Raw genomic sequence first — 11739 nt, 5'->3', positions numbered from 1 at the left:
GTTACGGCGGTCATGGCGAGAGGGAAACGCCCGGTCCCATTCCGAACCCGGAAGCTAAGCCTCTCAGCGCCGATGGTACTGCCCCGGAGACGGGGTGGGAGAGTAGGACACCGCCGGACAACCATTCCCGGAACGGGGGTCGGAGCATTCCGCTCCGACCCCCGTTTCGCATGCCCACTGTCAGCACCGCGCGTGCCGACCCCCGCGACGAGGTAGCGAAGAGCCATGACTCCACCCGCACGAGGCGAGGGCCACCGCGACGACCGGACCCCCCGGGGCGGCGCCCCGCGCGGCGGACGAGCCGCCGGGACCGGGCGCCCCCAGGGCGGCGGAGGGGCCCGGGGTTCCGGCGCCCGCGGCGGCGCGCCGCGGGGCGGTGGCGGCGGACGACCGGACGGGGAGGGCCGGCGCGGCGCGGGCAGGCCGTCCGACTGGCGCGAGCGCCGCCCCCAGGCCGGCGGTGGGCGTCCAGGGGAGCAGGCCCGGGGTCGGCGTTCCGACGGCCCCGGCGAGCGGTCCGCTGGTGGTCAGGACCGACCCGGCCGGCGGGACCGCCGGGAGGACCGGCCCTACCGCGGTGACGGACCGGGGGGCGGTGAGCGCGGTCGCACCTGGCAGGAGCGACCGCGGGGCGAGCGCAGCCCGAGCGGTCGGCCGGGCGGTTCATCGTCGGCGGACTGGCGCGAGCGGCGTCCCCAGCGGGGCACGGGTGACCGGGCCGAGCGGCGTCCCCAGGCGGCGGGTGAAGGCGGTTCGTGGCAGGACCGGCGTCCCCAGCGGCCGGGTGAGGGCGGGCGATGGCAGGAACGGCGCCCCCGGCGTGCATCGGAGGGCGGCGGGGGACGCCCGGGTTGGCGTCCCGAGGGGTCCGGCGACACGGGGTCGTGGCAGGACCGGCGTCCGCAGCGGGGCGCCGGCGGCAGCGACTGGCGGGAACGCCGACCCCAGCGGGGGGCGGCCGGCGCTGCCCGCGAGCGCGGGCGGCCGTCCCGGTCGGGGACCCCTGCGGGCAACTGGCGGGACCGCCGGCCCGCCGACCGCAGCGGTCCGGTCGCCGACCGCAGCGGTCCGGTCGCCGGTCGGCGCGACCGCACCCCGCCGGCCCCGTCCGGGCCCGACGTGCCCGACTGGGCCGATCCCCGTGACCTCGACCCCGAGGTGCGCCGGGCCCTGCGCGGGCTGGAGGCGCGCAACGCCACCCGCGTCGCCGGGCACCTGGTCGCCGCCGGTTCCCTGGTCGACGAGGACCCGGCGGAGGCGCTCGCGCACGCCCGGGCGGCGCGCGACCGCGCCTCCCGCATCGCCGCGGTGCGGGAGGCGGTGGGGGTGGCGGCCTACCACGCCGGTGACTACGCCGAGGCCGCGCGAGAGCTGCGCGCCTACCGGCGCATGAGCGGCGACCCGGGCTACCGGGCCGTGCTGGCCGACTGCGAGCGCGCCATGGGGCGCCCCGAGGTGGCACTGCGGCTCGTGCGCGAGGCGCTGGAGGGCTCGCCCGACGCCGCGGAGACCGTGGAGCTGCGGCTGGTCGAGGCCGGAGCCAGGCAGGACCTCGGGGAGGTCGCGGCCGCCCGGCTGGTCCTCGAGGGCGCGCTCGGTGGCCGGCCGAGCCCGGAGGCCCTCGACTGGGACGACCCCGGCACCGCGCGGCTCGCCTCCGCCTACGCCGACCTGCTCGCCGCGGCCGGGGACGAGGCGGCCGCACGACCGTGGCAGGAGGCCGTCGCGGAGCACGCGCCCGACGACGACGTCGAGGTCACCGAGATCGAGGAGACGGCCGACGAGGGCGGGGCCACGGCCGCGGACGGAGCCCCCGCGCCGGAGGACGGCGCCGCGCTCGAGGCGCCTCCCGGCGCGGCGCCCGGACTCGACCCCGCCGCCGGCCGGGACACCGGGGGCCGGGCCGGGTCACCGGCCGACGTTCGACGAGGAGGTCGGGGCCGAGGTGGCCGAGCTGCTCGGTGAGGACGGCTCCGACGCGGAACCGCAGGTCGACCGGCCCGGGGACGACCCCGACAGCACGCTGCACTGACCTGGGACGGAACCGGCCGCGGTGTCCACACGCAGCGGCCGGTTCCACAGGCGGGCGCCGCGCTCCGGGCGGGCGGCTCCCGGCGGCGAGGCTCTCGGGCATGACCGTCGCAGTGATCGACCGCAACGACGTGGTGCTCCGCGGCCGGCTGTCCGCACCGGCAGAGGTCCGCAGCCTGCCCAGCGGGGACGCGCTGGTGACCTTCCGGCTGGTGGTCCGCCGGCCGGAACCGCGTGTCCGGGGCCAGTCGGTCGACGTCCTCACGTGCATCTCCTACGACCGGGCGCTGCAGCGCCGGGCCGCCGCCTGGGTCGCCGGGGACGTCGTGGAGGTGCAGGGCGCCCTGCAGCGGCGCTTCTGGCGGACGCCCTCGGGAACCGCGTCCGTGTGCGAGGTCAACTGCCTCCGGGGACGCAAGGTGCTGCGGGCGAGCGCGGGGTGAGGGCCGCGGCACCACGCCGGCACCCCTGCCCGGCACCGGGCCGGCGGCGCCGTCAGTCGTCGTGCGGGCGCAGCACCAGGCCGGTCCGGGGCTTGGGGACGAACAGCGTCGACTTGCGGGGCATCCGCGCTCCGGCACGCGCCACGGCGGCCACCGCCGCGGGCGAGGGGCCGCGCAGCAGCACGGCCACCCCCCGCCGCGCCCGCGCCTCGGCGAGGGCGGTGGGCAGGTCGTGGGCGATCACCAGCTCCCCGGGGGCGTCCCCCCGGCCCCACAGCCGCCGCAGCAGCCCGTGGTGGGCGAGCACCACGTCGAGCCCGCGCCAGGCCACCGGTGCCTCCGCGGGCACCGCGTCCCGCACGTCGGGTGCCGGGTGGTGCAGGCGGGCCAGCCGGGTCCCGTCGGTCACCAGCAGGCCCGGTGCTCCGGGGTCGGCGAGCTCCCGCGCGGCCGCGGTGGCGACGTCCGCCACCGGCAGCTCGGTGACCGCGAAGCCGGCCGCCGCCGCCGACACCGCCGCATCGAAGCCGAGCCCGGGGACCACGCGGTGGATCCCCTCGACCCGCAGCCCGCCCGGGCCCATGGGTGTGAGCAGCGCCAGCACGGCCGGCTCCGGGCCGGCGTCGCCCTCGCGGGCGTACGCGCAGGCCGCGGCGAAGCGGTGGTGACCGTCGGCGATGACGGCTGCCGTGCGCGCCAGCCCGCCCGACACGGCGGCGAGGACCGCGGGGTCGACGACGCGCCACAGCCGGTGCCGGACCCCGTCGGCGTCGTCCACCTGCAGGACGGGCTCGGCGCTGCGGACGTTCCGGCCGAGGGCCTCGACCTGCTCCTCCGGGTCGTGGGCCAGCACGATCGGCTCCAGGTCGGTGCGGGTGGCGGCCAGCAGCGCCCGGCGGCCCTCGACCGCCAGGGGGAAGGTGTCCTCGTGCGGGAGCACCGCCGTCGAGCCCGCCTCGGGCAGCGCCACCGCGCCCAGCCAGCCCAGCGTCGCCGGTGCCCCGTCCGGGGGGGCCATCTCGTAGAGCCACAGCGCGGGCTCGTGGTCCCGCTCGAGGACCTCCTCCGCGGTCCAGGCCCGCAGCGTGGCCGCTGCCTGCTCCACCCCACCTCCGGCGCCGGCCTCGTAGCCGGGGACGGGCGGCACGAGGGGCAGGATGAGGCGCACGACGTTGTGCGGGTCGGCGGCGACCAGCCGCTCCCGGCCCTCCGGGGTGACCAGGTCGTAGGCTGGCGAACTCACCCGGGCGAGGTGCCCGGGGTCGCGTCGGCGGTAGGTCAGGGCCCGGAAGGGGCGCACCTCCAGGCCGTCCCGGGCGGGATGCGGGGGACCCACCGGCGACGAGGACACGAGGGCGATCGTAGGAGCGTCCGGGCGACCCCCGCCGCGGGCGGGGGGCGCCGGACACCCGGGGCGGTGACGCGAGCGCCGACCACGGGACCGGAGGGGGCGGGAGTGGCCGACGAGGAGGGTGCCCCGGAGGGGGACGTCTACGAGTGGTACCAGCGCGGCCTCCGGCTGCTGGCCGGCGGGGACCCGGCCGCAGCCGCCACCCTGCTGTCCCGGGCCGTCGCCGCGGAACCCGGCTCGCGCAGCCTGCTGGAGGCGCTGGCCCGGGCGCAGTTCGACGCCGGCCGCTACGACGAGGCCATCGGCTCGTTCAGCCGGCTGATCCGCGGCAACCCCGCCGACGACTACGCCCAGTTCGGGCTGGGGCTGGCCGCCAGCCGGGCCGGGGACCTCGACCTCGCCGCCGAGCACCTGGCCCTGGCGGTGGCCATGCGCCCCGACGTGGGGGACTACGCACGCGCGCTGCGCCGGGTCCGCGCGCGCCGCTCCTCGGGGTCGGCGTGACCCCTCCCGTGCCCCTGACCGGGGGCTGCGCGCACCCCCCGGCGGCCGTCTTCGACGTCGCCCTGCTCGACCTCGACGGCGTGGTCTACGTGGGCCCGGACGCCGTCCCGGGGGTGCCGGCCGCCCTGGCCCGGGTCGCGGCGGCGGGCATGCGGCTGGGCTTCGTCACCAACAACGCCTCCCGGACCCCCGAGGAGGTGGCCGCCCACCTGCGCGAGCTCGGGGTGGCCGCGTCCGCCGGCGACGTCATCACCAGCTCCCAGGCGGCGGCGACCGTGGTGGCCGACCGGCTGGGACGCGGGGCACGGGTGCTCGCCGTCGGCGGGCCCGGCGTGGCAGCCGCCCTGACCGCGGCCGGGCTCACCGTCGTCGGGGACGCCGGCGACCGGCCGGAGGCCGTGGTCCAGGGCTACGGCCGTGACGTCGGCTGGGCGGAGCTGGCCGAGGCGGTGGTGGCCGTCCGGAACGGCGCGGAGCACGTCGCCACCAACGCCGACGCCACCATCCCCTCGCCGCGCGGCCCGCTGCCGGGCAACGGGGCCCTCGTCGACGTCGTCAGCGCGGTGACCGGGCGCGCGCCGCTGGTCACGGGCAAGCCGGACCCCGCGATGCACGCCGAGTGCGTCCGGCGCACCGGTGCCCGCCTCCCGCTGGTGGTGGGCGACCGCCTGGACACCGACGTCGAGGGGGCCCGGCGGGCCGGCGCGGCGAGCCTGCTCGTGCTCAGCGGTGTCACCGACGCCCGCCGGCTGCTCGCCGCGCCCCCGCACCAGCGGCCGGACCTCCTGGCGGGTGACGCGGCGGGCCTGCTGGCGGCGCACCCCGCCGTGGTGACCGCCGAGGGCGGCGCCCACCGGTGCGGGCGGTGGACGGCGCGCGCCGCCGGCGGCGCGGTGGAACTGGTGGCGGGGGAGGGCGACCCGGCGGCGGCCCCCCGGGAGGCCCCGGACGACGGGCTCGACGGGTTGCGCGCCCTCTGCGTCGCCCACTGGTTCGCGGTGGACCGCGCGCCGGGCGACCCGGCGCCGCACCCGCGGGCCGCCGGTCCCGCGGCCGCCGCGGCCCTCGCCCGGTGGGGGCTGGAGGGGCGGTGAGCCGGCCGGTCCCGGGCTCGGCTCAGAGCAGGGCGCGCAGCCGCAGCAGGTCGCGGAGCCCGGCCTCGAGCTTGACCCGGCCCGAGGCCCACGCCGGCCCGAAGGACAGCTCGCCCCGGGTCAGCGCGACGAGGTCGTCGCTGTCCATGGTCAGCCGGATGTCGGCCTTCTGCAGCGACTCCGCCGCCGGCTCGGCGCGCAGGTCGCGCACGGCCCCGCGCGACAGCCGGGCCCGGAACACCTCGCCCAGGTCGGGCAGGTGGCAGGACAGGCTGCGGTCCAGTCCCCGCGCCGCCGGCTTGGCGGCCAGGTCACCCAGGACCGACTCCAGCGCGGTCCGGCACTCGTCGGTCGTCGCCACGGCCCGCAGACCTCCTCGTTCGTCGGTGCACCGGCGGGGGAACCGTAGCCCCCGCCTCGGCGGCCCGTGGCCGTCGTCCCCGGCCGGTACCCTCGCGAGCCGGGGGTGCGGTGCCCGGCGCGTCCGCCACCGTCCCCCCGCCGTCGCCCCAGCCCCGCCGGAACCCTTTCGTGAGAGGCCAGCCCCATGACCGAGCCCAGCCGGCCCCGCCCGGTCCCGGGCCCGCCGGTGGCCCCGCGCGGCCCGGCACCGGGCGGCACGGTGCCGGGCAGCACGGTGCCGGGCAGCACGGTGCCGTCGCCGGCCCTCGCCGGCCTCGGGGACCTGCCGGTCGCCGAGCACGTCGCCGTCCTCGAGGCCGAGCACGCCCGGCTGCAGCGCGAGCTCGCCTCGATCGACCAGCTCTGATGGTCCGTCGCAGCCGCCTGGACGCCGAGCTGGTGCGCCGCGGCCTGGCCCGGTCGCGCGAGCACGCGGTGAGCCTCATCGCCGAGGGCCGCGTCGCGGTCTCCGGGCGGGCCGCGACCAAGCCCGCGACCGGGGTCGACGCCGGCACGCCGGTCGTCGTCCGCACCGACCCGGACGAGCCCACCTGGGTGTCGCGGGGGGCCCACAAGCTGCTCGGCGCGCTGGCGGCCCTGCCCGTCGAGGTGGCGGGCCGGCGGGCGCTCGACGCGGGGGCGTCCACCGGCGGGTTCACCGAGGTGCTGCTGCGCCGGGGGGCCCGCGAGGTCGTGGCCGTCGACGTCGGGTACGGCGAGCTGGCCTGGTCGCTGCGCACCGACGACCGGGTGCGCGTGCTGGAGCGGACCAACGTCCGGTCGCTCACCCCCGAGCAGGCCGGGGGCCCGGTCGACCTCGTCGTCGCCGACCTGTCGTTCATCTCGCTGGAGCTGGTGCTCCCCGCCCTGACCGGCTGCGCCACCGAGGGCGCCGACCTGCTGCCGATGGTCAAGCCGCAGTTCGAGGTCGGCCGCGACCGGCTGGGCTCCGGCGGGGTCGTCCGCGACCCGGGCGCGCGCGAGGCCGCCGTCCTCGAGGTCGCCCGGGCCGCCGCGGGGCTGGGCTGGGGGACCGCCGGCGTGGTCGCCAGCCCGCTGCCCGGGCCGGCCGGCAACGTCGAGTACTTCCTGTGGCTGCGCCGGGACGCCGGCCCGCCGCGCCCGGAGGACGTGCACCGAGCCGTCACCGAGGGGCCGTCGTGACCCCGCCCCGCCCCGAGGAGGCACCGTGAGCCAACCCGGTCCCGGCGTGTGGCCGCCCAGCGGCAGCAGGCACGTCCTGCTCGCCGTCCACACCGGCCGCGCCGACATCGTCGCGCTCGCCCGCAGCTCGGCCGCCCGGCTGGCGCGGGCCGGCATCACCGTCCGGCTCCTGGACGACGAGGCCCCCGAGCTGGGGATCGAGGGTGCGGAGGTGGTCGCGGCCGATTCCGAGGCCGCCCGCGGCGCCGAGATCGTCATGGTCTTCGGCGGCGACGGCACCTTCCTGCGGGCCGCGGAGCTGGCGCGGTACAGCAACGCCGCGCTGATGGGCGTCAACCTCGGCCGGGTCGGCTTCCTCGCCGAGACCGAGCCCGAGGCGGTGGAGGAGACGCTGACCGCGATCGAGCAGTGCGAGTACGCCGTGGAGAAGCGGCTGGCGATCGAGGTCGACGTGCTCGACCGGACCGGCGCGGTCGTCGGCGGCACCTGGGCGCTCAACGAGGTCTCGGTGGAGAAGTCCCAGCGCTCCCGGGTCCTGGACGTCGTCATCGCGATCGACGGCCGGCCGCTGACCAGCTTCGGCTGCGACGGGGTGCTGTTCTCGACCCCCACTGGCTCGACCGCCTACGCCTTCTCCGCCGGCGGGCCGGTGGTCTGGCCCGACGTCGAGGCGCTGCTCATGGTGCCCTCCAACGCCCACGCCCTGTTCTCCCGGCCGCTGGTGACCTCGCCGGACTCCGTGCTCAGCGTCGGCATCCCCGCCGACGGCAACCGCGCGCGGGTGTCGGCCGACGGGCGGCGGGCGCTCGACGTGCCGGAGGGCGGCCGGGTCGACGTGCGGCGGGCCGGCCGCCCGGTGCGCATCGCCCGCGTCCACCAGGCCACGTTCGGCGACCGGCTGGTGGCCAAGTTCGGCCTGCCGGTGCGCGGGTTCCGCGAGCGCTCGCACGACCCCGGGCGCGAGCTGTCGACGAGCCGCAACGTGCTCATGCGGGACGAGGTCAGCATCGACCCCCTCGTCGGCGGCGCCCGGGGCGAGGGGAGCCCGCACGACGGGCGGACGGGAGGTGCCGGTGGCGGCGACGCGTGAGCGGACCGGGCGGACCCGGGCGCCGGGCCGCCGGGCGCCGGAGGCCTCGGCCCCCGACGCCGGGTCGGGGGGGCTGGTCCCGGCCGGGCAGCGGCCGCCGCCGGCGGTGCCCGGGGAGGAGCGGGGCCGGCTGACCGAGCTGCGCATCCGCGGGCTGGGGGCCATCGACGACGTCACCCTGGAGCTCGGCGACGGGCTCACCGTCGTCACCGGGGAGACCGGGGCCGGCAAGACCATGGTCGTGACCGGCCTGACCCTGCTCTTCGGCGGCCGGGCCGACCCCGGGCGGGTGCGCGCCAACGGCCGCGCCGGCGTCGAGGGCCGCCTCGCCCTGCCCGCCGACTCCCCGGTCTGGGAGCGGGCCGCCGACGCCGGCGCCGACCCCGACGACGACGGCAGCCTCATCCTGGCCCGCACGGTCAGCGCCGAGGGCCGCTCCCGCGCCCACCTCGGCGGCCGCAGCGTGCCCGTCGGCGTGGTGGCCGAGCTCGCCGAGGGCCTGCTGGCGGTGCACGGCCAGAGCGACCAGCTGCGGCTGTCCCGGCCCGCCGAGCAGCGGCGGGCGCTGGACCGCTACGCCGGGGCGGAGCACCTGGCGCTGCTCGAGGCCTACCGCACGGCCCACGCCCGCTGGCGGGAGCGCAGCGCCGACCTCGAGCGCCGCCGGGGGCAGGCCCGGGAGCTGGCGCAGGCCGCCGACGTGCTGCGCAGCGGGCTGGCCGAGATCGAGGCGGTCGCCCCGCAGCCGGGCGAGGACGACGAGCTCGACGCCCAGGCCCGCCGGCTCGGCGACGCCGACGCCCTGCGGGCCGCCGCCGACGAGGCCCGGCTGGCCCTGGTCGGCGACGTCACCGGCGACCTGGGCGGCGAGGGGGTCCCGCAGGACGCCGGTGCCGCTCTCGCCGTCGCCGAGCGGGCGCTGGCCGGCTCCGACGACCCCGCCCTGGTGCTGCTGGCCAAGGACCTCGCCGACGCGGTGGCCGTCGTCTCCGACGTCGCCACCCAGCTGGCCGGCTACGTCGCCGACCTCGACGCCGACCCCGCGCGGCTGGCCGAGGTGCTCGACCGCCGGGCGGCGCTGACCGCCCTGGTGCGCAAGTACGCCGACCCCGGCGACGGGGTGGCCGGGGTGCTGGCCTGGGCCGAGGACGCGCGGGGCCGGCTGGCGGAGCTCGACGTCTCCGACGAGGCGCTCGAGGCCCTGGAGCGAGCGCGCGAAGCCGCCCGCGCCGAGGTCGACGACCTCGGGGCCCGCGTCTCGGCCGGTCGTCGGGCCGCGGCCGACGGCTTCGCCGCGGAGGTCGGCCGGGAGCTGGCCGGGCTGGCGATGAAGAGCGCGCAGGTCTCCTTCTCGGTCGAGAGCGACCCGGCCGCCCCGGGCCCGGAGGGCGTCGACGAGGTGGCACTGCTGATGTCCGCCCACCCCGGCGCCCCGCCGCGCCCGGTGCACAAGGGCGCCTCCGGCGGTGAGCTCTCCCGGGTGATGCTCGCCATCGAGGTGGTCTTCGCCGGGGCCGACCCGGTGCCGGTCATGGTGTTCGACGAGGTGGACGCCGGGGTGGGCGGGCAGGCCGCGGGGGAGATCGGCCGCCGGCTGGCCCGGCTGGCCCGCCGGCACCAGGTCGTCGTCGTCACCCACCTGGCGCAGGTCGCCGCCTTCGCCGACACCCACCTGGTCGTCGACAAGGCCCCGGACGCCGGGGCGGGCGTCACCGCGACCGACATCCGCGCCGTCGACGGCGAGGACCGCGTGCGCGAGCTGGCCCGCATGCTCTCCGGCCTGGCCGACAGCGACACCGGCCACGCGCACGCCCGCGAGCTGCTCGCCGTCGCGGCGGAGGCCCGCGCGGCGGCCTGACCGGGCGCTGCGTCACCGGGACGGGGGACGACGCGTGGGCGCGCGGGCCCCGGGGTAGGGGCCGGTCGTGTGCAACCGAGAAGAGCCCACCGTGGACCCCCGGCCGGCCGCCGGCGCGATCGAGGGCCCCGCCCGGTGAGCTGCTTCTCCTCCGCGGACGAGTCGGCGCACTACGGCTTCAGCGTCTGCATGCTGCTGCAGCAGTACCGGGACGAGCTCGGCTGGGCGGGGCAGGGGGTCGACGAGCTGGGCACCGGGGACGCCACCGCCATCGCCGACGTCGTCGCCGGCCTGCCCGGGCTGCGGGTGCGCAGCTGCGACATCAGCGCGCCGTCGGTGGAGGCCGCCCGCGCCAACATCGCCGCGCGCGGGGTGGCCGACCGCTACACCGTCGAGCTCGGCGACTTCTTCGACCGCGCGGACTCCGGTGACCACCCGCGGGTGCGCACGGTCATCGCCAACCCGCCCTACATCCCCGCGCCGGACCGGGACATCCTGATGCCCGAGCTGTGGGGCGGGGTGTACGGCAACGACCTGGTGCTGCAGTTGCTCAAGGCCGGGTACACCGACGTCCTCACCGCCGTCCCCAGCTACTCCGACCCCGTGGCCACGGTGACGACCGCCGGGGACCTCGGCTACCGGGTGGTCAACTTCCTCGCCATGGCGCTGGACTTCGGCCCCTACAGCGCGGAGCCGAAGGTGCGCGAGCACGTCCGGCGGATGTGCGCCGAGGGGCGCGCCTGGGCCGGCGAGGACGGGTACATGGTCGCCGTCGCGCTGTTCACCGCCGACCCGGACATCCCCGGCGACCGCGCCGCCCAGCTCCTCCGCGCCCTCCAGGTCGCCTGAGCCGTCACCGCCGCTTGGCGTAGCCGGCCAGCCCGAACTGCAGCAGAGCCAGCCCGCGGTCGCCGCGGGCGCGCAGCTCGGCCGACAGGCGGGGGCCGGTGACCCCGGCGAGCACGCGGTCGCGGGCGAGGTCGAGCAGCGCGGCGTAGAGGCCGAGCACCGCGTGCGCGGCCAGCCACGGCGCCGGGTCACCCGGCTCGGCCCGCGTCTCCGTGGCGATCTGGTCGGCCAGCGCCGTGGTCAGCTCGCCGAGGATCTCCCGCTCGCGCAGCTGCAGCGTGTGGCTGCCGCGGATGACGCGCGCCATCCCGGCCACCCCGTCGGCGGCCTCCGGGGCGCCGAGCATGCTCATCGCGCGCACCACGAACGTGCCGGCGGCGGCGGTCACGGATTCGCCCCGCGGCCGGGTGGCCACGGCGTGCAGCAGCGCGGCGCGGATGGGCGGGTCGGCGTCGAAGACCAGCCCCTCCTTGACCGGGAAGTGGTTGAACACCGTCTTCTCGACCACCCCGGCCCGCTGGGCGATCTCCACGACGCTCACCGCGTCGAAGCCGCGCTCGGCGAACAGCTCGGCGGCGGCGTCGACGATGCGGGCCCGGGTCTGCTGGCGCCGGCGCTCACGGATCCCCGGGCCGCGCAGCCCGCGGCGGCTGCGCCGGCCGCGAGCGCCCTCCTCGCCGCCATCGGCCGCGGGGGCGGGCGGCGCTCCCGCCCCGGGCACGGGCGGCACCGCCGGGGCCGGCCCGCCGTCCGGGCCGCCGGGGCCGGCCGGGGCGTGGTCGGCGGGGGTGTGGTCGGCAGGGGCGGGGTCGGGGTCGGTCGGGGCGCGGTCGACGGCGACGTTGTCGCGGCGCAGCGCGCGGACCGCCGCGTCGGCCGTCCCGGGCCGGACGTCGTCACCGGCCTGCGTGCCGCCGACCGCGGGCGCCCCTTCCGTCACGCGCGTAACGCTA

The 11739-nt window shown here is 79.1% G+C and carries 12 protein-coding genes and 1 rRNA gene; 10 read left to right on the top strand and 3 right to left on the bottom strand.

Annotated features, from left to right (window positions below; translation table 11 throughout):
- The first annotated feature begins 2 nt into the window (after positions 1-2).
- The 3 genes from rrf (at position 3) to D0Z06_RS22515 (ending at position 2474) form a co-directional block, all read left to right on the top strand.
- Positions 3-119: ribosomal RNA gene (gene rrf, locus D0Z06_RS22525) — 5S ribosomal RNA — on the top strand.
- A gap of 1000 nt (positions 120-1119) precedes the next feature.
- Positions 1120-1965, top strand: coding sequence for a tetratricopeptide repeat protein (locus D0Z06_RS22520; protein WP_117379785.1), 846 nt, complete (start codon positions 1120-1122; stop codon positions 1963-1965).
- A 167-nt stretch (positions 1966-2132) separates the two neighbouring features.
- Positions 2133-2474: a single-stranded DNA-binding protein gene (locus D0Z06_RS22515; RefSeq protein ID WP_117379784.1), complete on the top strand. Its 342-nt coding sequence runs from the start codon at positions 2133-2135 to the stop codon at positions 2472-2474.
- A 52-nt stretch (positions 2475-2526) separates the two neighbouring features.
- Here D0Z06_RS22515 and D0Z06_RS22510 read toward each other — a convergent pair whose 3' ends face one another.
- The gene (locus tag D0Z06_RS22510; RefSeq protein WP_233517900.1) at positions 2527-3717 is read right to left on the bottom strand and encodes a DUF1015 domain-containing protein; all 1191 of its coding nucleotides are present in this window, start codon (positions 3715-3717) and stop codon (positions 2527-2529) included.
- A gap of 213 nt (positions 3718-3930) precedes the next feature.
- Here D0Z06_RS22510 and D0Z06_RS22505 point away from each other — a divergent pair, with 213 nt between their 5' ends.
- Together D0Z06_RS22505 and D0Z06_RS22500 are read left to right on the top strand one after the other, a co-directional pair.
- Positions 3931-4329: a tetratricopeptide repeat protein gene (locus D0Z06_RS22505; protein ID WP_233517899.1), complete on the top strand. Its 399-nt coding sequence runs from the start codon at positions 3931-3933 to the stop codon at positions 4327-4329.
- Positions 4326-5423, top strand: coding sequence for an HAD-IIA family hydrolase (locus D0Z06_RS22500; RefSeq protein WP_117379781.1), 1098 nt, complete (start codon positions 4326-4328; stop codon positions 5421-5423). Before D0Z06_RS22505 ends, D0Z06_RS22500 begins: the two co-directional genes overlap by 4 nt.
- A gap of 22 nt (positions 5424-5445) precedes the next feature.
- On the opposite strand, the gene D0Z06_RS22495 is transcribed toward D0Z06_RS22500, so the two are convergent.
- Complete coding sequence (locus D0Z06_RS22495; protein ID WP_117379780.1) at positions 5446-5784, bottom strand: alkyl sulfatase C-terminal domain-containing protein; 339 nt, start codon at positions 5782-5784, stop codon at positions 5446-5448.
- A gap of 186 nt (positions 5785-5970) precedes the next feature.
- On the opposite strand from D0Z06_RS22495, the gene D0Z06_RS22490 reads away from it, so the two are divergent.
- The 5 genes from D0Z06_RS22490 (at position 5971) to D0Z06_RS22470 (ending at position 10786) form a co-directional block, all read left to right on the top strand.
- Positions 5971-6192, top strand: a complete 222-nt coding sequence (locus D0Z06_RS22490; RefSeq protein ID WP_117379779.1) for a hypothetical protein — start codon at positions 5971-5973, stop codon at positions 6190-6192.
- Positions 6192-6989, top strand: a complete 798-nt coding sequence (locus tag D0Z06_RS22485) for a TlyA family RNA methyltransferase (RefSeq protein WP_117379778.1) — start codon at positions 6192-6194, stop codon at positions 6987-6989. Before D0Z06_RS22490 ends, D0Z06_RS22485 begins: the two co-directional genes overlap by 1 nt.
- A gap of 25 nt (positions 6990-7014) precedes the next feature.
- Entirely contained in the window at positions 7015-8079 is a 1065-nt protein-coding gene (locus D0Z06_RS22480; protein WP_117379777.1) for an NAD kinase, read from the top strand.
- The gene (gene recN, locus D0Z06_RS22475) at positions 8063-9937 is read left to right on the top strand and encodes a DNA repair protein RecN (protein ID WP_233517898.1); all 1875 of its coding nucleotides are present in this window, start codon (positions 8063-8065) and stop codon (positions 9935-9937) included. Before D0Z06_RS22480 ends, recN begins: the two co-directional genes overlap by 17 nt.
- A 135-nt stretch (positions 9938-10072) precedes the next feature.
- Positions 10073-10786 (top strand): class I SAM-dependent methyltransferase, encoded by a 714-nt coding sequence (locus D0Z06_RS22470; RefSeq protein WP_117379776.1) that lies wholly within the window; start codon positions 10073-10075, stop codon positions 10784-10786.
- Positions 10787-10790: 4 nt separating this feature from the next.
- Here the strand turns inward: D0Z06_RS22470 and D0Z06_RS22465 are convergent, their stop codons facing one another.
- Positions 10791-11726 carry a TetR/AcrR family transcriptional regulator gene (locus tag D0Z06_RS22465; protein WP_117379775.1) on the bottom strand — a complete coding sequence of 312 codons (936 nt, stop codon included), beginning with the start codon at positions 11724-11726 and terminating at the stop codon, positions 10791-10793.
- Between the last annotated feature and the right edge of the window lie 13 nt (positions 11727-11739).

Origin of the sequence: Geodermatophilus marinus (assembly GCF_003428645.1) — a bacterium.
Lineage (GTDB): Bacteria > Actinomycetota > Actinomycetes > Mycobacteriales > Geodermatophilaceae > Geodermatophilus.
The sequence above is the reverse complement of the archived record's forward strand: the minus strand, read 5'-3'. Positions and strand labels throughout refer to the sequence as shown.